The organism is Paenibacillus daejeonensis DSM 15491, assembly GCF_000378385.1.
Lineage (GTDB): Bacteria > Bacillota > Bacilli > Paenibacillales > Paenibacillaceae > Paenibacillus_D > Paenibacillus_D daejeonensis.
Map to the genome: position 1 here is coordinate 141,110 of NZ_KB899667.1, position 19,286 is coordinate 160,395.

25 protein-coding genes are annotated in these 19,286 nt (G+C 52.6%); 19 read left to right on the forward strand and 6 right to left on the reverse strand.

The features are described from left to right. Positions 1-374: 374 nt before the first annotated feature. The 3 genes from F556_RS0122470 to F556_RS0122480 all read left to right on the forward strand — a co-directional run bounded on the left by F556_RS0122470 (position 375) and on the right by F556_RS0122480 (position 2,445). A complete protein-coding gene (locus F556_RS0122470; RefSeq protein ID WP_020619248.1) occupies positions 375-1,646 on the forward strand; it encodes a prolyl oligopeptidase family serine peptidase in 1,272 nt (423 codons plus the stop codon). A gap of 77 nt (positions 1,647-1,723) precedes the next feature. Then, positions 1,724-2,095, forward strand: a complete 372-nt coding sequence (locus F556_RS0122475; protein WP_020619249.1) for a hypothetical protein — start codon at positions 1,724-1,726, stop codon at positions 2,093-2,095. Between the two features lie 5 nt (positions 2,096-2,100). After that, positions 2,101-2,445 (forward strand): hypothetical protein, encoded by a 345-nt coding sequence (locus F556_RS0122480; protein ID WP_020619250.1) that lies wholly within the window; start codon positions 2,101-2,103, stop codon positions 2,443-2,445. Between the two features lie 28 nt (positions 2,446-2,473). Here the strand turns inward: F556_RS0122480 and F556_RS0122485 are convergent, their stop codons facing one another. Next, positions 2,474-3,187 carry a sensor domain-containing protein gene (locus F556_RS0122485; protein ID WP_169447629.1) on the reverse strand — a complete coding sequence of 238 codons (714 nt, stop codon included), beginning with the start codon at positions 3,185-3,187 and terminating at the stop codon, positions 2,474-2,476. A gap of 218 nt (positions 3,188-3,405) precedes the next feature. On the opposite strand from F556_RS0122485, the gene F556_RS0122490 reads away from it, so the two are divergent. The 3 genes from F556_RS0122490 (at position 3,406) to F556_RS36545 (ending at position 4,769) form a co-directional block, all read left to right on the forward strand. Then, positions 3,406-3,834: a VOC family protein gene (locus tag F556_RS0122490; protein WP_020619252.1), complete on the forward strand. Its 429-nt coding sequence runs from the start codon at positions 3,406-3,408 to the stop codon at positions 3,832-3,834. Positions 3,835-4,002: 168 nt separating this feature from the next. Further along, a complete protein-coding gene (locus F556_RS36540; RefSeq protein ID WP_051108776.1) occupies positions 4,003-4,284 on the forward strand; it encodes an RQC domain-containing protein in 282 nt (93 codons plus the stop codon). After that, entirely contained in the window at positions 4,263-4,769 is a 507-nt protein-coding gene (locus F556_RS36545) for a hypothetical protein (protein ID WP_157272899.1), read from the forward strand. Before F556_RS36540 ends, F556_RS36545 begins: the two co-directional genes overlap by 22 nt. Before the next feature lie 12 nt (positions 4,770-4,781). Here F556_RS36545 and spoVB read toward each other — a convergent pair whose 3' ends face one another. Beyond that, complete coding sequence (gene spoVB, locus F556_RS0122500) at positions 4,782-6,335, reverse strand: stage V sporulation protein B (protein WP_020619253.1); 1,554 nt, start codon at positions 6,333-6,335, stop codon at positions 4,782-4,784. Between the two features lie 232 nt (positions 6,336-6,567). On the opposite strand from spoVB, the gene F556_RS0122505 reads away from it, so the two are divergent. The 7 genes from F556_RS0122505 to F556_RS0122535 all read left to right on the forward strand — a co-directional run bounded on the left by F556_RS0122505 (position 6,568) and on the right by F556_RS0122535 (position 10,965). After that, complete coding sequence (locus tag F556_RS0122505) at positions 6,568-7,713, forward strand: MBL fold metallo-hydrolase (RefSeq protein WP_020619254.1); 1,146 nt, start codon at positions 6,568-6,570, stop codon at positions 7,711-7,713. Between the two features lie 70 nt (positions 7,714-7,783). Further along, entirely contained in the window at positions 7,784-8,569 is a 786-nt protein-coding gene (locus tag F556_RS0122510) for a sulfite exporter TauE/SafE family protein (RefSeq protein ID WP_020619255.1), read from the forward strand. A 22-nt stretch (positions 8,570-8,591) separates the two neighbouring features. Then, positions 8,592-9,173, forward strand: a complete 582-nt coding sequence (locus F556_RS0122515) for a sulfurtransferase TusA family protein (protein WP_020619256.1) — start codon at positions 8,592-8,594, stop codon at positions 9,171-9,173. Between the two features lie 67 nt (positions 9,174-9,240). Beyond that, positions 9,241-9,465 carry a sulfurtransferase TusA family protein gene (locus F556_RS0122520; protein ID WP_020619257.1) on the forward strand — a complete coding sequence of 75 codons (225 nt, stop codon included), beginning with the start codon at positions 9,241-9,243 and terminating at the stop codon, positions 9,463-9,465. Continuing rightward, a complete protein-coding gene (locus tag F556_RS0122525) occupies positions 9,462-9,950 on the forward strand; it encodes a DsrE/DsrF/DrsH-like family protein (protein ID WP_026297444.1) in 489 nt (162 codons plus the stop codon). The genes F556_RS0122520 and F556_RS0122525 overlap by 4 nt, the downstream gene beginning before the upstream one ends. Positions 9,951-10,012: 62 nt before the next feature. Next, positions 10,013-10,273 (forward strand): metal-sensitive transcriptional regulator, encoded by a 261-nt coding sequence (locus F556_RS0122530; protein WP_026297445.1) that lies wholly within the window; start codon positions 10,013-10,015, stop codon positions 10,271-10,273. Between the two features lie 104 nt (positions 10,274-10,377). Then, positions 10,378-10,965: a cupin domain-containing protein gene (locus F556_RS0122535; protein WP_020619260.1), complete on the forward strand. Its 588-nt coding sequence runs from the start codon at positions 10,378-10,380 to the stop codon at positions 10,963-10,965. 183 nt (positions 10,966-11,148) lie between these two features. Here the strand turns inward: F556_RS0122535 and arfA are convergent, their stop codons facing one another. Beyond that, positions 11,149-12,660, reverse strand: coding sequence for an arabinosylfuranosidase ArfA (arfA, locus tag F556_RS0122540; RefSeq protein ID WP_020619261.1), 1,512 nt, complete (start codon positions 12,658-12,660; stop codon positions 11,149-11,151). 147 nt (positions 12,661-12,807) lie between these two features. Here arfA and F556_RS0122545 point away from each other — a divergent pair, with 147 nt between their 5' ends. Then, complete coding sequence (locus F556_RS0122545) at positions 12,808-13,710, forward strand: ArsR/SmtB family transcription factor (protein ID WP_020619262.1); 903 nt, start codon at positions 12,808-12,810, stop codon at positions 13,708-13,710. A gap of 54 nt (positions 13,711-13,764) precedes the next feature. On the opposite strand, the gene F556_RS0122550 is transcribed toward F556_RS0122545, so the two are convergent. Together F556_RS0122550 and F556_RS0122555 are read right to left on the reverse strand one after the other, a co-directional pair. Beyond that, positions 13,765-14,247: an SRPBCC family protein gene (locus F556_RS0122550; RefSeq protein ID WP_020619263.1), complete on the reverse strand. Its 483-nt coding sequence runs from the start codon at positions 14,245-14,247 to the stop codon at positions 13,765-13,767. A 30-nt stretch (positions 14,248-14,277) separates the two neighbouring features. Next, complete coding sequence (locus tag F556_RS0122555; protein ID WP_020619264.1) at positions 14,278-14,595, reverse strand: ArsR/SmtB family transcription factor; 318 nt, start codon at positions 14,593-14,595, stop codon at positions 14,278-14,280. 97 nt (positions 14,596-14,692) lie between these two features. Here F556_RS0122555 and F556_RS0122560 point away from each other — a divergent pair, with 97 nt between their 5' ends. From F556_RS0122560 to F556_RS0122575, 4 genes are all read left to right on the forward strand, one after another. Further along, positions 14,693-15,292: a hypothetical protein gene (locus F556_RS0122560; RefSeq protein WP_020619265.1), complete on the forward strand. Its 600-nt coding sequence runs from the start codon at positions 14,693-14,695 to the stop codon at positions 15,290-15,292. 121 nt (positions 15,293-15,413) lie between these two features. Next, positions 15,414-16,106 carry a uracil-DNA glycosylase family protein gene (locus F556_RS0122565; protein WP_020619266.1) on the forward strand — a complete coding sequence of 231 codons (693 nt, stop codon included), beginning with the start codon at positions 15,414-15,416 and terminating at the stop codon, positions 16,104-16,106. Between the two features lie 229 nt (positions 16,107-16,335). Continuing rightward, the gene (locus F556_RS0122570) at positions 16,336-17,502 is read left to right on the forward strand and encodes a glycoside hydrolase family 27 protein (protein WP_020619267.1); all 1,167 of its coding nucleotides are present in this window, start codon (positions 16,336-16,338) and stop codon (positions 17,500-17,502) included. Beyond that, a complete protein-coding gene (locus F556_RS0122575) occupies positions 17,499-17,702 on the forward strand; it encodes a hypothetical protein (RefSeq protein ID WP_020619268.1) in 204 nt (67 codons plus the stop codon). Before F556_RS0122570 ends, F556_RS0122575 begins: the two co-directional genes overlap by 4 nt. Here F556_RS0122575 and F556_RS0122580 read toward each other — a convergent pair. Beyond that, complete coding sequence (locus F556_RS0122580; protein WP_020619269.1) at positions 17,691-18,503, reverse strand: AraC family transcriptional regulator; 813 nt, start codon at positions 18,501-18,503, stop codon at positions 17,691-17,693. The genes F556_RS0122575 and F556_RS0122580 overlap by 12 nt on opposite strands. 219 nt (positions 18,504-18,722) lie before the next feature. Here F556_RS0122580 and F556_RS0122585 point away from each other — a divergent pair, with 219 nt between their 5' ends. Next, positions 18,723-19,244 (forward strand): P-loop nucleotide/nucleoside kinase family protein, encoded by a 522-nt coding sequence (locus F556_RS0122585; protein WP_020619270.1) that lies wholly within the window; start codon positions 18,723-18,725, stop codon positions 19,242-19,244. The last annotated feature ends 42 nt before the right edge of the window (positions 19,245-19,286 follow it).

The following is a 19,286-nucleotide window of genomic DNA, read 5'->3' on the forward strand; positions in this document are numbered from 1 at the left end:
CATTATATGACACAATTAACCTATACAATGGGGATTATAGCGTTTAGAGAACCAAAGGTACAAGTTTTATACAAGCTTATAAAAACGCTTAAACACTTAATTTTCTTGAATATACGAGTGTTATCTGCCTTTATCAACATACAGCTTGTAATTAACTCGTTTTGTTATATTTTTTCACGCGGTTTTCGTTTTGACTTGAAACATTGATGAGCGATGAAGAAGATATGCAGGCATTGTCCAGACAGATTGATTGTTATCATTGTAAATGAAAGCGTTCACGATATGTGATACGATTGAGAAAGCATGGAGCCACTTTGATGGGCATAAGCTGCAGGTTAGGCTAGCACGAAAAAATGCAAGAGGAGGAATAACAAATGGGAAGTATCTACTATACAATCACGACCGTTACGGATCTGGGACCGTTCCATACGAAGCTGGTGCTGGCGCTGGGCACAGAGGTGGAGGCGGAAGCAGTAAGCGCAGACGCTTTTAATGTGTTTGTGGAACGGAGAACAAAGAATGGCGAGGAGCTCTTGTTGCCGAAGAGCTGGGAGGAGAAGCATATCCGGGTTGCTAGCAAAGGCTATGGGGTAATTAAGGAGGCTTATCCTTCTACGAAAGGCGGCGAGCGGCTGCCGCGTAGTGAATATGTGACGTTGGAGATGAAGCTGCGGCCGTTCGATGTCATCTCCCCGCTTGCTGCACCAAATGGCCTCAATGAATTCGTTATCTGCAATTACCGCATTACGCAGACCGCGGCTATCGAGTCGGCAGCAGGACCGCTCAGTGGCCTCGTCTTCGACCATTGTGCCGGGGATACAATGAGCCAGGCAGAGAAATTCCTGCATGGCCGCTCCACGTATAATGAGGAGCCGCTGGGCTACGGCTATTATGCGCCTCAACAGGGTGGGGGGCGGCGACCGCTTATCATCTGGCTGCATGGAGCTGGCGAGGGCGGGCAGGACCCAACGGTTGCCTACGCGGGCAATAAGGTGGTTAATCTGGCGAGCGACGACATCCAGGCGCTATTCGGCGGGGCCTTCGTACTGGCGCCGCAGACACCGACTTTCTGGATGGATGATGGTTCCGGACAGTACGGGCGGACGGGAAAGTCGCGATATAGCACAGTGCTTAAGGCGCTCATCGATGAATTTATTGCCCGCAACGATGCGGCGATTGATACCTCCCGCATCTACATCGGCGGCTGCTCCAACGGCGGCTTTATGACGATGCGTATGGTGTTGGATCATCCGGAGTTCTTCGCCGCCGCCTATCCGGTATGCGAGGCATTATATGATGAAACGATCAGCGACGCGGACGTCGAGTCGATCAAGCATGTGCCGATCTGGTTCACCCATGCCCAGGCTGATAACGTCGTCAAGCCGGAGGAGACTGCTGTCCCGACATATGAGAGGCTGCTGCGGGCAGGAGCGGACAACGTTCATTTCTCCTTGTTTGATGAGGTATTGGACCTGCACGGCTTGTTCACGGAGGAGGGGCCGCCGCCTTATACCTACCATGGCCATTTTTCATGGATCTATATGCTGAATAACGATTGTCGTCTCGATTATGACGGCAAGCCGGTAACCATGGATGGCAAGGAAGTATCACTGCTGGAGTGGCTGTCCTGTCAAACTCGCGAATGAAATGGCTGCTTGAATAGGTAAGTCGTGGAGAAATGATATATGCATTGGGTGTTGGAGTGAGAACGGAGGAGAATACAATGAAGGAAGACATTCGTAGCGTGCTTCAAATGATGCAGGAAGGGCGAATTGGAGTGGATCAGGCGACGGAGAGGATTGCGGGGCTGAAGGCACAGCAGGCAACCGGGGCATCGGGTCATTACGGGGACAAAACCTTGCGCATCCAAATTACCTCTCCAACCAGCGATAACGTGGTGATCAATGTGCCTGTGAAAGTGGTAAAGGTTCTGCTGGCCTCGGGGCATGGCATTGCGTCCAGTATCCCCCAAATAGCGAGGTACATGGATGAAATCAAGATTGATCTGCTGATCCATGCGATGGATAACGAGTTTGTTGGACAACTGGTCGATATGCGCTCCGAAGACGAAGCTGTATCTATCGTAATTGAGTGATGCCTATGATGAAAATTATGGTCAACAACAATAGGCGTACCTATAAGTTCCCTGTGCCTTACACACTCTTGCGTTTGGCCAGCCGCCTGCTGACATCCCGTTTCGTCCAACGGAAATTGAGAAAACGGCTCGATCAACTGAACGAGCCTGCAGATTGGCGCGCCATGCCTGGCGAAAATCCTGACACGGCCAGTAATCGGTTAAAGCTAGAAGTAGCCTTGGCGATTCTGGAGAATGCCAGCACCAAGCCAGCCCTTCGTGAGGTCATTCAAGAGCTGCAACATTACAAAGGAATGGCGCTGATCGATGTGCAATCTCAGGACGGCAGGCGATTCAGGATCGAATTATAGGGAGCGGTCTTGAGCAAGCACAGAGTGACTACGCCCGCTTGGACTGAAAAGGGAGAACTTCTGCCTGTTCCATGCCGAAGGGTGAGAAATCCTCATTGTACATGGACATGGCATCCGGTTCTGTAGGCTGTACTCTCTCTGGACCGGCAACGGCCTGGATCCAAGCCCCGTACCAGCGGCCGAGTCCTCTGAGCATGAGTGGCAAGAGCAAGGTCAATACGGCACCTACGCCGCCGGCGATCCAGGAGCGGTGGGTGGAGGTCAGCTCCCAGTTGGTCACACGGTCCAAGCCCCAGGTGTCGGCAAACAAATTAAATTCGAACCAGCGCATGCTGAGCTCCTGAGCCAGAGGGGAGAGCAGCACGGACAAGGCTACTGCAGGCAGGACGATAGCTAAAGTAAAAGCGGCGATGCCGATTGGCAGCTGCAGAAACCCGAAGAGGATGGACCGATACGACCGGCCGTCCTTCAGAACGGACATCAGCCAGGATTTCCACCCTTGTCCCATCGCAGAGGATTCCTCAGCTGCAGGAGCAGCGGGGTATTCTTTTCCCTCTAGCCAGCCTTCCACGAATCTCGCCTCGCCTACCATCATCTGACGGCTCAGCACGAGTGTCCCGGCCAGCAGCGGCACACCGATGAGAAGAATCGACAATGGCAGACTGACCGATAGTCCGACAACGATAATAACGAAAGCCCCGATCCCCTTGGGGAGAGCGAGGACGAGCATTTTCCATGCCAATAAAGCGCTAGGCTTCCTCATATACATACCACGCTTTCTGTTGTTGTTGCTCTTATTGTACCCCTTGTCCACTGGACGGATCATCCGACCGCCGGATGAATTGGAACCCGACCCGGGTCCAGGTTGATCCTGGACCTGCCAACCTAGCAATCGAGAAGTAATCGGTGCATTGTCATATGGTATGATGGGAAAAATGGAAAAAAGGAGTTGTTCGATTCATGACCATTCAACTTACCCCTTATGTGACGCTGGAAGGCAAGACTAGGGACGCCATCGCATTTTACGAACAAGCGCTAGGTGCCGAACTACTCTCGATTGTCACTTATGGAGAGATGCCGGACATTCCTGATTCGTTCACGGATGATTTAAAAAGCCTCGTGGCGCATGCCAAGCTGCGGGTCGGTGGATCCGAGCTCATGCTGTCGGACGCGCCAAGCGGCTCCAACATCCCACAGGGTAAACAGGTAACCATTTGCATCACGTCGGAGGATGCCGGAGAATCCAGGCGGATCTTCGAAGCCCTGGAGCAGGGCGGCAAAGTCAATATGCCGTTCAACGAAACGTCGTTCAGCCCAGGCTTTGGGGATGTAACGGACAAATTCGGTGTGACATTCCAGGTTAGTACGGAAGTGAAGGTTAAAGCGTAACATTAGTTTAGGCAATGAATAATGTGAAGGGGCCATCTCGCCAGAGGTGGTTCATGCATAAAAGCCGAGTGCTGTCAGAAGATGCTTCTGATGGCATTCGGCTTTTTGGATTTTATTTCAATGTAATATAATAAAAACAACACACAGCGTAAGAGGGAAGGAATTCTAATGCCAAGAAAGCGATATATACGTGTAGAACCTGCTTTGCCTGAGGCAGAGAAGTTAGCGATTCTCCGGGCTGCAGATGAAATTATCGGGCAAGGCGGGCGGACGCTTTTGTCCAAAATTCTGAAGGGGTCCAAAGAGAAAAAGCTGCTGGAGCTGGAGCTAAATCTTAATCCCTCCTATGGCTACTTCAGTCAGCTCAAGATGGAGCAGATCCTGGAGAAAGTGGACGCCATGTTCGAAGAGTGGTATCTCAAAACGGAATGTCCGGCAAGCTGCCCATGATTGTATTCACCCCTCTGGGGTGGGTGGTCGAGAGGGACCAGCGGGCGTCGGAGTTTGTCCGCCAGTTTGACGCTTTGATTGCTAGCCATATTGTTCCCCTCGACTTTAACGACCTCAAGGATCGAAACCGTGGGATGATATTTCTGACGCTGTACAAACTCCTGTGCTCCCGGAACGAAAAGTACATTCCACTACTAAGAATTTGGAAAAAAACCGAGTTTAAGAAGGTGCAAGCCGCCATCCAGCAAGTCATTAGCGACTTGACGAACAGCAACCAGATGACGGATGCCGAGTGGCAGGTCCTTGTAAAAGACCGTGCACGTACACTGATTGTTTCCTCGAAGGAGCCGATATTTCTGGTGTGCAAAACCAAGAGATGTGATAGAACCTTCATTATGCGCGATACCAACCCGGCGTACTATGCCAGTGGTCGCTTAATCCTCCCGGATGCGTGCCCGAATCACGAGATCTTCGACGATGAATAGTAAATTCCCCTCTTACCAAGGAATCGAAAATCGGTAACGCCGGTGCTTGCCGTGAAACATACCCGTAATGAGAAGGGCAAGAACATAGACCAGCAAGGCGCAGATGATGGAGACGGCGACACTCCAGGCGGATGGAAGACTATGGCTGGTAACAAGGTAGTCGTAGGCCCAGTTTCCGCCAATCGCCATCAGCATCGTACAGATGCCGACCTTGATGAGCGGACGGACACTCCAGTAGAATCCGATCGAGCTGGAGATGGACAAGAAGTTCAGTGCCGTCTGCATGGCAATGCCGACCCCAATTCCGTACGCGACCCCGGTGATGCCGAATTGGCTGCCCAGTACGAAGATTGAAATGCCCTTAAATATGGTGGCGATCACGTAGTTCCACAGCATGGCATTGGCCTGGCCAAGCCCCAGCATAATGGCATGCAGCGGTGCGTCGAAATAATGGAGAAAAAAGATCGGCGCCAGAATGGCCAGCAGCACGCCGGCTTCCGGCGCGTTGTAGATCAGCGTCGTGAGCGGGGTGGCCCACTCGAACAAAATAATCGTCGCTGGAGCGCCAATGAGTAGCCCCAGCTTAACTGCCTGACTCATCCGCTGATGGATGAGCAGGCTATTTCGGTTGGCCGCGGCTTCGCCAATCGCAGGGATCAGTGCGGTGGACAGGGACTGCGTAATAAAGCTCGGCATGAACAGGAGCGGAAATACATAGCCCGCCAACAAACCAAACTGCTTGGTCGCGAGCTCCGTCCCGATTCCGGCCAGCGCCAGACTGGTCGTAATCAAGAGCGGTTGGAAGGCGCTGTATAGCGAGTGAACCACACCATGCCCGGTTGTTGGCAGTCCAATGTGCAGCAGCTCGCCCAGGGTGCGTCTGCCATGCCGCAGATGACTGGCCCACGTCTCGCCCGGAAGCTTCACTTCGCCGTGCATCTTGTAGCTGATGAGCAGGAAGGAGAGACTAATCGCTTCGCTGACCACAGAGGCGGCCATGGCACCGGCAGCCGCATAAGCAATGCCATACGGCAGCAGGAAATGGACCAGCGCCAGCACGATGGCGATTTGCACGGTGTGCTCTAGCACATCGGATGCTGCGATGGTCTTCATCCGCTGCATTCCACGGAAATAACCTTTTAGCACGGCAGATACGGCAATGATGGGCGCGATCGGCGTAATTGCCAGCATGGCATAGTACGCGCGTTGGTCGCTCAGCAGGATGGAGGCGATCCACTCCGAGCCGAGCAGCGACAAGGTGGTGAGTGTAACACTCAGTAAGCCTGTGACCGCAAGCGAAACGTGCAGGATGCGCCGAACCTTCTCCCGTTCACCGCGGGCGTTGGCCTCTGCTACGAGCTTGGAAATGGCAACCGGCAATCCCAGCTCAGTAATCGTAATGACAAGCGGAACAAGTGGATGGGCCATCATCAGGATTCCGATGCCCTCGGCACCCAAGACGCGTGCGATATACATACCGCTGATAAAGCCAAGAATACGGTTGATGAAGGCCGCGGCAGACAAGACCAGCGTCCCTCGCATAAACGATTGCCCGGGTTGTGACATGTGCGGTTGCCCTCCTGTAGTACGGAATACTTAAGTGTATTCAAGAATAGGAAAACCATGCGAACAAGCTTGCAGGGAGGAGGAGGCGGGGGGATTGGGAGAGGAAAGAAAGCTAGGAGGTTGACAGAATTTATTGGAGGCGTTACTATATCAACATACCCCACGGGGTATTTATTTTTACCATAAATATACCCTATAGGGTATAGGGTGAACGGACAGGAGGAAAACATACATGACATCACGAACGATGCAGCCTATGACAGCTCAACAATTGACGAAGAAGATTCTCGCAAGCGAAGAGCTCTTCATTCTGGATGTGCGCAACGAAGAAGATTACGGTAACTGGAAGATCGAAGGCGGCAAGACGGAGATCGTGAACATCCCTTACTTTGATCTGCTGGAAGGGGTGGATGAGGCGCTGGATCGTATCCCGAATGACAAGGACGTGCTCGTTGTCTGCGCCAAGGAAGGTTCATCGATCTTCGTTGCAGAGCAGCTTGTTGAAGCAGGCAGAAGCCGCATCCACTATCTGCAAGGCGGTATGCGAGCCTGGAGCGAGCATCTGGAGCCTGTCAAGATCGGCGATCTGCGGGGTGGCGGCGAGCTGTACCAGTTCGTTCGCATCGGCAAGGGCTGCCTGTCTTACATGGTGCTCTCAAGCGGGGAGGCGGCGATGATCGACACCTTGCGCATGACTGACGTGTTCGAGCAGTTCGCCCGCGAGAAGGGCGCGAAGATCGTGCACACGCTGGACACGCATTTGCACGCTGATCATATCTCCGGGGGGCGGACGCTGGCGGTGCAGAACGGTGCCACGTATTGGTTGCCCGCCAAGGATGCTGAAGAAGTGACGTTTGACTATGCGCCTCTCGAAGAAGGCCAGGAGATGAGGGTCGGAAACTCGTGCATCCGCATCCAGCCGGTTTACTCGCCAGGGCACACGATTGGCAGTACGTCCCTTATTGTTGATGATCAGTATTTGCTTAGCGGGGATATCTTATTCGTCGCGTCCATCGGACGACCGGACTTGGCCGGGAAGGCGGAGGATTGGGTGACAGATCTTCGAACGACACTGTATGAGACGTACCGTAGCTTGTCGGAGAATCTGATCGTCTTGCCCGCCCACTTCGGCCAGACGGGGGAGCTGGATGAGGACGGCCGGGTTGCGGCTCGTTTGGGCGACTTGTACGCCAGCAATCCGGGTTTGAGGATAGGGAGCGAGACGGAGTTCCGGGCTGAGGTGACGGGGAATTTACCGCCGCAGCCGAACGCCTATCAGGAGATCCGTCACACAAATATGGGGCTCTTGATGCCGGATTGTGAAGAGCAGCGAGAGATGGAGCTGGGGCCGAATCGCTGTGCGGTGCATGACAAGTAAAGATTATCATCATTACGTGCTTTTTTTGCACAAATTAATACCCCTATGGGTATAAGGCGGTGGAGTCAGTATGGATTTAGATATGATGTGGATTCTTCTCTTGTTCACCATAGGCTTCATTGGCTCGTTCCTCTCTGGCATGGTCGGAATCGGCGGATCGATCATCAAATATCCGATGCTCCTGTACATCCCGCCTGCTCTGGGGTTCGTTGCCTTTAGGGCGCAGGAGGTGGCAGCGGTTAGCGCCATTCAGGTCTTCTTCGCGACATTGGCCGGGATGCTGGCCTACCGCAAAGGCAGCCTGATTAACCTGAAGCTAGTCGTGACGATGGGCATTCCAATCGTAATTGGTGGATTTCTCGGAGGGTACGGCTCGAGATGGCTGCCCGACAACGCAATTAATATAACCTACGCCCTCATGGCGTTAGCCGCAGCAGTCATGATGTTCCTGCCCAAGCGGGGGAGCGATGACAGCGATTATGCCGGGCTAACCTTTAACCGGACATTGGCGGCCGCTACTGCTGCCGCAGTCGGTCTCTTGTCTGGCATCGTGGGCGCTGCCGGAGCCTTTATCACCGTGCCGATTATGCTGGTGCTGCTCCGAATCCCGACAAGGGTAGCCATTGCATCTTCGCTGGCGATTACGTTCATCGCCTCCATCGGCACGACGGCCGGCAAGATCATGGGCGGTCACATGCTATGGCTCCCTGCCGCAGTTATGGTGATTGCCAGTATCCTCGCCGCCCCGCTCGGCGCGATGGCGGGCAAACGAATGAATGTAAAGGTGCTGCAGTGGCTGTTAGCCGCACTGATTACAGCAACAGTAATCAAGATTTGGATGGATATTCTGGCTTAAGACCAGGGAAGGAGTGCTTCAGATGACAGCAGACATTCAAACGAATCGGATTGTGGATTGTGAGGGCCTGGCTTGCCCGATGCCAATCGTGAAGACGAAGAAAGCGATGGAGGAGATGACAGGCGGTGAGGTGCTGGAGGTGCGGGCTACGGACAAGGGATCGGTGGTTGATTTGCAGAGCTGGGCGGGCCGGACAGGACACCACTATCTTGGCTTGAAGGAAGAGGCAGGCATCCTCCGTCATTTCCTGCGCAAAGCCTCGGATCCGGAGAAGGGATCCGGGACACGGCAGCATCCGGCAGTCATTAGCAATGATGAGCTGAATCAAAAGCTGCAGGCGGGCGAAGTGTTTCGTCTGCTGGATGTCAGGGAACCGGCGGAGTACAATTTCCAGCGGATTCCCGGCGCAATCTCGGTGCCGCTCGGCACCCTTGAGGAGCAGGTAGATACCCTGCCGAAGGAGGAAACATATTTGGTTGTGTGCCGGACGGGGAGCCGAAGCGACCTCGCCTGTCAACTACTGGCCGAGCGGGGCTATACGAAGGTCATCAACGTCGTGCCGGGGATGTCGGCCTGGGAAGGTCCCGTGGAGTGGGACGAATAATCAGGCTGTATATTGCATGACGTGACGCGCGAACCACAATTACACATTTTAAAGGAGGCCAATCACGATGGCAGATATCATTGTAGATGCAAAAGGACTGGCATGTCCCATGCCGATTGTGAAGGCGAAAAAAGGAATTGATGCATTGCAGAGCGGGCAGACAATGGAGCTGCACACGACGGATAAAGGGTCTATGAGCGATTTCAAAGCCTGGGTTAATCAGTCCAAGCATGAGCTCATAGCAGCCAGAGAAGAGAACGGGATCTTTACATTTCTAGTGAAGAAGGGATGAGAAAGAGGATGGAGAAGGAAAAATCGACGATCGTTTTGTTTAGCGGGGACTTAGATAAAGCGATCGCAGCTTTTATTATTGCCAACGGTGCGGCTGCCTATGATCATGAGGTAACGATCTTCTTCACGTTCTGGGGTCTCAATACGCTGCGTAAAGATGAATTGGTGCCTGTAAAAAAAGGATTGCTAGAGAAGATGTTCGGCTGGATGATGCCTCGCGGCGCAGACAAGCTGGGCCTCTCCAAAATGAATTTTGCCGGCATGGGTCCGAAGATGATCAAGCATGTGATGAAGAAGCACAATGCCCTCACGCTGCCGCAGCTAATCGAGCTCGCCCGCGAGCAAGGCGTGAAGCTGGTGGCCTGTACGATGACGATGGATCTGCTGGGTCTTCAACAGGAAGAGCTGCTGGACGGACTTGAGTATGCTGGCGTGGCGGCGTATCTGGGGGATGCGTCGGATGCAAAGGTGAATTTATTTATTTGATCCCGGCCCCCCCTCCCGGGTTATACTATACCTATCCAGGTATCGGGGAGAGAAGACCAATGATGACGTACGATGATGATATGAAACGGCGCCTGCGCCGAGTGGAAGGCCAGGTCCGCGGTGTACTGAAAATGATGGAAGAGAACAAAGACTGCAAGGACGTCGTCAGCCAGCTCTCTGCCGTGCGCAGCGCGGTCGACAAGACCATGGCGCTCGTGGTAGCGGTCAATCTGGAGCAGTGTATCCGCGAGGAGCAGGAGAATGGCGGCGATACCAGCAAGATGGTGCAGGAAGCCGTAGGGTTGTTGATCAAGAGCAGGTAGGTGAAGATGCAGACATTTCTGAACCAATGGCGGCTGTGGGCAAGTTGCCCATCCTTCGAACCGGGCATAGGATGTAGCATCCTGGTTTGGAAGGAATGAAGACGATGTATACTGTCCCGCAAGCCCCTGTGTATCCGAATGCTGGTTACCCCTATAATCCATGGCAGGCCTATCCGGTGTATCGGCAGCCTGCCTATCCTTATTACGTTCAGGCTTACCCTGCGCAGTACCCGTTTTATAGCTCGCCGTACCCTCTCCAGCCATCGTTTTCACGGCCCCGGCAGGAGCTGACAGACCATGGGAAAGAGCCGTTTGTTGTCAATATCGAACAAGCAACGAAACAGAACGATACGTTCCGTACCGCGATTTGGACGGGCGAGCATTTTCAGGTTACGCTGATGAGCATCCCGGCCGGAGAGGACATTGGCCTGGAGGTGCATCCTTCGACGGACCAATTTATCCGGATTGAAGAAGGGCAAGGTCTTGTGCAGATGGGGGATACCAAGGAGAAGCTTAATTACGAGATGATGGCGCACGCAGACGATGCTATCATGGTCCCTGCAGGCAAATGGCATAACTTGACCAACATGGGCAACACACCATTAAAGGTGTACGTCATCTATGCCCCGCCTGAGCATCCACGGGGGACGGTGCATGTGACGAAGGCGGATGCGCTGGCGGCGCACGAGTAGACTGAAGAGGAACAAGAACGCTACCTGGGCTGGAGTGGAGGTGCGTTCTTTGGCGAGTTCAAAAAAAGCGGCAAATCTGGACGCAACTGTCCGGATTTGCCGCTTTTTATGGGGTTGAGAAACATCCCGGTCCGCGACAAATGCACTTGACGGATGTTTACCAGAATTCCATGCCTCTGGGTTTTACTTTTTTCCCACCTGAAAACGAATAACGTTCCACGAGGCCTTGCTTAATTGTGCACTGACACGACCGTCATCCACCTCGGCCTGCCCTTTGTTGTGCGGGGTGACACGGTGTGGATCGGCCTTGGTGTTGGCGAGCAGGTGGTCTTCACTCTCCAGCACGATGTGCTCGATGACGCGAAGCTCGCCGAAGCTGCGGACATCCATCTCCAGCGTCATGGCTTCTTCCAGATGTCGGTTCACGGCAAAGATCGTCAGTTCGCCTTGCTCTTCATTGAATACCGCGACCGATTCAAGATAAGGCACATCGGTATAGTCTTTGGAATCGTATTTGGGCGATTCCACATTAGCTAGCAATACGGTGCCTCTGCCGTAGTGGGATGCATGAAGGAATGGGTAGTAGGTGGTCTGCAGCCAGAGCTCACCGCCGGTTTCCGTCATGATTGGCGCGATGGTGTTGATCAATTGGGCCAAGCAGGCCATTTTCACCCGGTCCGCATGCTTCAGCATGGTGATGAGGTAGCAGCCAACTGCGAGTGCATCCGCGTGGGTGTACACATCTTCGAATTCCGGCGGAGCAATCTGCCAGCGCTCATGATTTCGGCTCGTGCCGATGGTATTCCATACATTCCACTCATCGAGGGAGAGCATGATTTTTTTGTTGCTGCGCTTCTTGGCCTGTACGTAATCACAGATTGAAGCCACACTATGGATGAAACGATCCATGTTCATGGAGGTGGCCAGGAAATTAGCGGTGTCCCCGGCGTTGTTGTTGTAATAGGTGTGGAGGGACAGGAAATCGACCTGATCGTACGTCAGATCCAGAATCGTGGCTTCCCAGTCAGCAAAGGTAGCCATACCGCTCGACGAGCTGCCGCAAGCGACCAGTTCAATTGTCGGGTCGACCCAGCGCATCGCTTTGGCAGTCTCGTTGGCCAGACGTCCATATTCGACAGCGGTCTTGGCTCCAATCTGCCAAGGTCCGTCCATCTCATTGCCCAGGCACCAGGTCTTGAACCGGTGCGGTTCTTGGTAGCCATGAGAGATCCGGAGATCGCTATAGTATGAACCAGAGGGGTGATTGCAGTATTCGACTAGATTTCTTGCTGCGTCTACGCCCCGGGTGCCCAGGTTGACGGCCATCATGACCTCGCTGCCGGCGAGTTTGGCCCACTCCGCGAATTCATTGGTGCCGACCGCATTGGTTTCGGTAGTCCACCAGGCGAGTTCAAGCGTGCGTTTGCGCTCGGAAGCGGGACCTACGCCGTCCTCCCAATTATAGCCGGACACAAAGTTGCCGCCAGGATAACGAATGATAGGTACCTGTAACGCACGGATAGCCTCCAGCGCATCCTGCCGGAAACCGTTCGCATCTGCCGTCGGATGGCCGGGCTCATAGATACCGCCATAGACCGCCCGTCCCAAATGCTCGATAAAGGAACCATACATGCGCGGATCTACCTCGGAGACGCGAAAGTTTTTGTCAATCAGCATGGTTGATTTGATAGTCATGATAAACCTCCTGAAAGTTTTCTAATGGATAAGGGTATTTGCGAATTCAAAGGGATTGATTTACTCCCTTATTCTTATCATAATGGGAAGATAGAAGAAAGGTTTTTTCTTAGGATTCGTAAAAAACGTAATTCAAGGGGTGGGGTCATGCTATTGAATACGAACGCTGACTCGCTGCGAGTGTATGAAGCGCTGGCGAGTGAGGTGCGGTTAAATATAATTGATTATCTTTACGAGAAGGAGTGTCATGTGAAGGAGCTGGCAGCTCGGCTGCATCTCAGTAATGCGGTCGTCAGCAGCCATATTCGCAAGCTGGAGGAAGCTGGAATCATCGGGAGTCAAATGAAGCGGACGGGCGGGGCTACTTATAAGTATTGTTATATCCGAACCGAATTTATGCAGATCAAATTATCGCCGGATCGTCCGGAATCGCTCTCCGTTCATGAGCTATCGATTCCAATTGGACAATATACGGACTACGAAGCCTATCCGACCTGTGGCATCGCGACGACCAAGGCGGTGATTGGTCACTATGACAACCCGGCTTGTTTTATGGATCCCGGGCGTGGAGAGGCCGGAATTCTATGGTTCGCCAGAGGCTGGGTGGAGTACAAGCTTCCTAATTACTTGCGCCACGACGAATCGCTGCATGAGATTGAGATCTCGCTGGAGATCGGGTCGGAAGCACCGCGAGTCAATGAGCACTGGCCATCGGATATCCAGTTTTCTCTCAATGACCAGCCGCTGGGTAGCTGGACAAGCCCCGGAGATTTCGGCAAACATCGGGGGCGCTTCACGCCCGAGTGGTGGCATTCAGATGTCAATCAGTACGGACTGCTCAAGGTGCTGCGGATTAAAGAGACGGGAACGTATGTAGACGGTCAGAAGATATCGGATATCGGCCTGCGGGATATCGAGACTAACCGGATGAACTGGACGTTCCGCATCACGGCAGAGGATCGCAGCCGCGGGCGGGGAGGTCTGACCCTCTATGGCAAAGGCTTCGGCAATTATGACCAAGATATGAGGGTGCGGATTTACTATCGGTGAATAGAATGAACAAGGGTGGGGTGAGAACATGGCGTTTTCACTCCACCCTTTTGCTCATGCCTGCGTAAGCCGCGCAATCTGATCGCGGTATTGCGGATGCAGAACAGACCACCGATCTTTGCGGTCATCGCTAGGGCGCTCTTCGAGCAGGTCTTCAATGACATCAAGGCAGACATGCCAACCGGCGAGGTCTCTGGGCGAGTGGTCTGTGAACTGGCGGATCGTCTCAATCAGGATGAGCTTGCATCCATGAGGCTCGGGGTACAGCTCAAAACGTACCTGATCCTCGCCCCACGTATATTCCAGCACTTCCTGCCACTTCAGCTCCAGAATCCGCATTTCTTCAAAGGTGCCATCCTGCATATCAAATTTGATGAGGCCGCCTTCCTGAAGCTGTTCGACTTCCAGCTCTGAAAACCATCGCTTTAGCTTGTCATTCTCCGTCAGATAGGCCCACACTTTCTCTACCGGATGCTGCAGATGCCGCTCGTACCGGGCCGTGTAGCCCTCGGCGGTCTGTTGTAATACAGCTAACATAAGGGGATCCTCCTCACAGTTCTCCGAAGTTTATGAGTCCTCAGATTCGTCCAGTGCGCGCTCCAAGTCACCCAGCTTGTTGGACCAATACTGGCGGTAAGGCTCGAACCAGTGGTCCACCTCTTGCAGCGGCAGTGGATTCAAGCGGTACAGATGCTGCTTGGCCTCCTTGCGCAGCGACACCAAGCCAGCTTCGCGCAGGATACGCAAATGCTTGGACACGCCGGGCTGGCTCAGCGGCATTAATTGTACAAGCTCGCCTACGGAGCGTTCACGCACCCGCATCAGATCGAGCATGTGACGACGGTTGGGTTCGGCCAGCACTTCAAACAATTGGTCGGTGTTCATGACTACATATTACTAATTGGTTATATTTCTGTCAAGTTATACGTAGGGTGATGACTAGGTAAATATGGTATAGTGGAAGAAAAAGGATGTGTGTTGATTGCAGATTCTAGGCTATGGCGAAGATGCCCTCACCCTGTGGGCGATGAAGAATCGACTGCCTTATATTCTATCCCAGTTTAACGACAATTCATTAGAAGATGAGTGTATCGTATTCTATCGTCCCAGTTTTGGGCGTAGAGGTGGTATAAATCGTGCTGAGTTTGGCGAATTTGATGCAATTGTTTTATCAAAACATACGATTTACTTAATAGAGAGCAAGGAGAATATAGATAAATCAAAAACCATCGTACCGAGATCTGTACAAACATTAAGGCATAAGATCTTCCGACATTATGTAGACGAATGGTACAAAGATCATTTTCCAGATTGGACAAGTTTTGAAATGGTGGCTTCCTCATATTATGGAGATGTTGGTTTTAAAAAACTAGCTCCTGTAGATTCTCTGCTATCTGATAATTTGGGGAGCATCCTGCGTTTAATTAAAGAGAGATATATACAAAAGCCAGATATTAAAGATGTATTACTTCACTTCCCCCTCCAAGAAGACAAGCCTACTCCTTTGACTATAGATCCAGCCTTCACCTTGGTTACTTTAACTTATACAGGCGCTAAACTCGGAAACTACATCTCACTCTAAAGATGCGGGCATACAGCAAAATACGACATACTTTTCAAGCCTGGATAGGTATGATGCTTAGTAGGTTCTCTACTCATTCAAGGTAGCAGTGCTTATTGTGATGGTTACGGGGGGATGGAATATGGAGCGTATCATTGATCTGCATCTTAATTTTCTGGAATCGCTGCAAGAGCGGCAAGACATTATGGGAAGGATGGAACAAGAAAAGATTAGTGTGCTGAATGGATTTACACAGCAAGCAGCGACGGTAAGGGAATTTTATCGCCGTTTTTATGGCATGTCAACAAAGCCGCGAATTGTACTGTGTGGAATTAATCCAGGTCGTAATGGCGCAGGAAAAACGGGAGTACCTTTCTTAGACTTTCTAAGCCTGTCCAAAATGCTTCCAGGTATCAGCAGTAAGGATCGGGAAAGCAGTGCGCAATTTATCTACGAAGTCATCCAAACCATTGGCCGAGAAAGGTTTTTTAATCATGTCTATCTAACGAATATCTCATGGTTTGGATTTGTACAGAAGGCAGATAGAACAACGAAAAATCTCAACTATTATGGGTTACCGGCTATCGAACAAAAGGTGTTTACAACAGGCTTTCTTGAGGAGATGGAGATTGTGCAGCCACGTATCATTCTCCCCTTAAGCCAGGAGGTGGAGAAATCGCTCTTGTCTATGAAAGCGCAAGGGCTCTTAGCTTACGATATCGGCCCCAGACTGAATCACCCGTATTATTGTAGTATTTCAACTAACCGTGAAAAAGGATTAGCGGATTATTTAAACGCTATTGAAGGTTACATACAAGAACATAAAGGAGCTTAATTATTTTAGTCATTAAAAGAATTTGCGGTAGTCCAAGACGCTCATCGTCCGGCTGCCGCTTTTTTGTGTCTTCCTTCGCCTGACCCAGGTAGTTACAAACAAAGGGAGTGAAGTCCCAGCAACCAGATACAACATCTGTCCATGTAAAAGCAACCTTTCGCTATAGTCCCACAAGTGCGGCTCATGATTAAATACGGGGAGGAACGAACGCGAAAGGATGATGAGGAAGATGAGTCATACACCGCTTGGACTTAAGCCCGCTTTGGGATGGAATTCGTGGAATACGTTTACTTGGGATATTAATGAGCAACTGATTCGGGAAGTGGCGGACCGGTTTGTGAGTGATGGCTACAAGGATGCAGGGTATGAATATATCGTTATCGATGATTGCTGGAGTCTGAAGGAGCGGGATGCGGAAGGGAACTGGATTGTCGACTCGAATAAATTTCCGAGCGGCATGAAGGCGCTGGCCGATTACATTCACAGCAAGGGTCTGAAGTTCGGCATGTACTCCTGCGTCGGCACCCACACGTGTGCGGGCTACCCGGGCAGCTTCGAGCACGAATTTCAGGATGCGAAGCAGCTCGCGGAGTGGGGCGTCGATTTTCTCAAATATGACTACTGCTTCAAGCCGCGACACATGTCTGGCGAATTGCTGTACAAGCGGATGAGTCTGGCGCTCAAGAATAGCGGACGCGAGATCCTGTTCTCTGCCTGCAATTGGGGGGAGGACAACGTGTATCAGTGGATTCGTGAGTCGGGGGCACATATGTATCGCTCCACGCACGATATTCAGGACCAATGGGAATCGATCAAAAAGCTGGCCTTGTCACAGCTAGATAAGACGAGCTACACCGGCTCCTTCTGCCACAACGATATGGACATGCTGGTGGTCGGGATGTATGGCGGCAGCAACAATGGTTTTATCGGCAGCAAGATTGGCGGCTGCAATGATTTGGAATATCAGACGCATTTCGCCCTCTGGAGTATGATGGGCTCACCGCTGATGATCGGCTGTGACATTCGCTCTGCGAACGAGGCGGCCAAGGCAACACTGCTGAATCCCGATCTGATCGCGATCAACCAGGATCTGGAGGGTCGCGGTGCGTACCGCATCAAGCCAGAGCCCCAGTGGTTCCATACTAACGAGGTGTTCATTCTGGTGAAGGTGCTGACGGATGGCGATCTGGCCATCGGCTTCTTCAATCTGAGCGACGATCAGCGTGAGATTTCGCTGCAGTTCTGGGACCTCGGGCTGCCGTATGCGTCAGGCTTCTCCCTGTCCCTCTACGATTGCTGGGAGCAGCAGGAGCTGGGCGTGTTCACGGAACGCTACGCTCCAACGGTGCCTGGGCATGGCAGCCATGTCGTTCGTGCCAAGCTTGCCCGCCGATGAGTGACCGGCGCACCTGCTTCTCCTGCGGTGAGCTGCTCCGGACGGATGACGTAGCCATCTATCTCAAGCTTGTCTCTCGTACCTCGCAGCAGTTTGAGTGCATCGGGTGCCTGGGCATCACCTTGAAGTGCGGCCGCGAGCCGATCGAGCAATTGATTCGTTATTACCGGGAATCGGGCAACTGCGTCTTATTCCGTTAAGGCCGCGTCCACGCGATGCTGCATCCTGTACGCCGTTGGGGTATGGGATGTGGCTTTTTTGAATACCTTGGAGAAATAGAGCGGGTCCTGGTAGCCGACCGAATACGCGACCGATTGGACGGAGAGGGTACCCATCTCCAGCAGCTCGCAGGCGCGCTGCATGCGGTACGATGCCAGGTAGGCGGACACCGACATCCCCGTGGCTTCGCGGAACAACCGGAACAGATAGCTCCGCTCGATCGCGACGAAGCGGACGATCTCGGATACGCTCAGCCCAGTACGCCAATAGTTATTGTGAATATATTCCTTGGCTTCCCACACATAGTCCGTCTGGCGGACTAGAGCCGCATGAGGGAACGCCTCCGCATAATACGACCACAGCAGCTGCAGCCGGGCGGCGGAGCGCAGCTTGTGGTGCGGCAGTCCATTTCCGGGCTCCATAATATCGAATAGCGGCTGCAGGTTGTGATCGCTCTTGCCGGTGACCGGCAGATCGGGCGTCAGGCTCGTCATGCCGACGAGACGCCGCGCCGCATCGCCCTTGAACTCGATCCATACATATTCCCACGGATCCTCGGGGTCGGGATAGTAATAGACCTCCTGATGCGGAAAGATCATGAAGCTTTCTCCAGAGCTTACCCGGTGCGCTTTCCCCCGAGTCTCCAGCGTCCCCGAGCCGCTGATAATATAGTGCATGGCAAAAATATTACGGATGCCTGGGCCCCACCGGTGCGAATTCGGCTCCTTGTACCCGCCAAGCGTGCAAACCAGACTCTCCCCGGTATACGCGTGTTCTCTCATGCGACTTCCTCCAAATTTGGACCCCGATTCTATCGATGCGTAACTTTTCACACCCATTATAGCACACGAAAAACTAGACTTTCTGAGCCGAACTGACCGCTAACGCAAAGAAAGCATTTACTACATAAACTGGCTCATGGTATCGTCTGGTTATTGGCACTAGGCACCGTAAGCAACAACGCGTCGATATATCGTCACACGGAAAGGGGTATCCATACAATGACAAGCAAACCAGTTCATGTCTATCTCATCTCAGGTCCGCTGGGAGTGGGCAAGTCGACGGTCTCGAAAGCGCTGGCGGACTCCAGAAAACAAGGTGTGCTGGTTGAGGGGGATTTGCTGCTCCATGTCTATCGCGGGGAGACCGAACCAACGTGGGAAGAGAGACTCAGACTCGCGTGGCTTAATATTGCTGCGGTGACGCGGAATTTTGTGGGAAATGGGTTAGATGTGGTCATCGATTTCGTCGTGGAAGAGGAGCTGCCATGGTTTCTGGACCAGCTGTCGGATCTAGAGGTGACTTTCCATTACGTGGTGCTCCATGCGACACCGGACACGCTTGCTGCAAGGCTTCACCAACGAGGAGATGTACAATACTTGGACCGTTCGTTGTTCCTGCTCAACAAGTTGACGACATCCCCGGCCAATCAGCCATTCTTGCTGGACACGGAACAGAAGAAGCCTGGAGAGCTTGTGGAAAAGATTGTGCATAGTGAACGCTTTAGAGTGCAACCGGAATGAAACGCACTGCGCTCAGAGCTTTGCGAAGCAAAACTGGCTTCG

Coding starts and splice junctions, on each gene's coding strand:
- F556_RS0122525 (WP_026297444.1), top strand. CDS start 9,462: ATGAGAAAGAGGATGGAGAAGGAAAAATCGACGATCGTTTTGTTTAGC.
- F556_RS36545 (WP_157272899.1), top strand. CDS start 4,263: ATGTCCGGCAAGCTGCCCATGATTGTATTCACCCCTCTGGGGTGGGTG.
- F556_RS0122545 (WP_020619262.1), top strand. CDS start 12,808: ATGCTATTGAATACGAACGCTGACTCGCTGCGAGTGTATGAAGCGCTG.
- F556_RS0122490 (WP_020619252.1), top strand. CDS start 3,406: ATGACCATTCAACTTACCCCTTATGTGACGCTGGAAGGCAAGACTAGG.
- F556_RS0122555 (WP_020619264.1), bottom strand. CDS start 14,595: ATGAACACCGACCAATTGTTTGAAGTGCTGGCCGAACCCAACCGTCGT.
- spoVB (WP_020619253.1), bottom strand. CDS start 6,335: ATGTCACAACCCGGGCAATCGTTTATGCGAGGGACGCTGGTCTTGTCT.
- F556_RS0122530 (WP_026297445.1), top strand. CDS start 10,013: ATGACGTACGATGATGATATGAAACGGCGCCTGCGCCGAGTGGAAGGC.
- F556_RS0122585 (WP_020619270.1), top strand. CDS start 18,723: ATGACAAGCAAACCAGTTCATGTCTATCTCATCTCAGGTCCGCTGGGA.
- F556_RS0122535 (WP_020619260.1), top strand. CDS start 10,378: ATGTATACTGTCCCGCAAGCCCCTGTGTATCCGAATGCTGGTTACCCC.
- F556_RS0122580 (WP_020619269.1), bottom strand. CDS start 18,503: ATGAGAGAACACGCGTATACCGGGGAGAGTCTGGTTTGCACGCTTGGC.
- F556_RS0122480 (WP_020619250.1), top strand. CDS start 2,101: ATGATGAAAATTATGGTCAACAACAATAGGCGTACCTATAAGTTCCCT.
- F556_RS36540 (WP_051108776.1), top strand. CDS start 4,003: ATGCCAAGAAAGCGATATATACGTGTAGAACCTGCTTTGCCTGAGGCA.
- F556_RS0122520 (WP_020619257.1), top strand. CDS start 9,241: ATGGCAGATATCATTGTAGATGCAAAAGGACTGGCATGTCCCATGCCG.
- F556_RS0122550 (WP_020619263.1), bottom strand. CDS start 14,247: ATGTTAGCTGTATTACAACAGACCGCCGAGGGCTACACGGCCCGGTAC.
- F556_RS0122475 (WP_020619249.1), top strand. CDS start 1,724: ATGAAGGAAGACATTCGTAGCGTGCTTCAAATGATGCAGGAAGGGCGA.
- F556_RS0122515 (WP_020619256.1), top strand. CDS start 8,592: ATGACAGCAGACATTCAAACGAATCGGATTGTGGATTGTGAGGGCCTG.
- F556_RS0122470 (WP_020619248.1), top strand. CDS start 375: ATGGGAAGTATCTACTATACAATCACGACCGTTACGGATCTGGGACCG.
- F556_RS0122510 (WP_020619255.1), top strand. CDS start 7,784: ATGGATTTAGATATGATGTGGATTCTTCTCTTGTTCACCATAGGCTTC.
- arfA (WP_020619261.1), bottom strand. CDS start 12,660: ATGACTATCAAATCAACCATGCTGATTGACAAAAACTTTCGCGTCTCC.
- F556_RS0122570 (WP_020619267.1), top strand. CDS start 16,336: ATGAGTCATACACCGCTTGGACTTAAGCCCGCTTTGGGATGGAATTCG.
- F556_RS0122505 (WP_020619254.1), top strand. CDS start 6,568: ATGACATCACGAACGATGCAGCCTATGACAGCTCAACAATTGACGAAG.
- F556_RS0122565 (WP_020619266.1), top strand. CDS start 15,414: ATGGAGCGTATCATTGATCTGCATCTTAATTTTCTGGAATCGCTGCAA.
- F556_RS0122575 (WP_020619268.1), top strand. CDS start 17,499: ATGAGTGACCGGCGCACCTGCTTCTCCTGCGGTGAGCTGCTCCGGACG.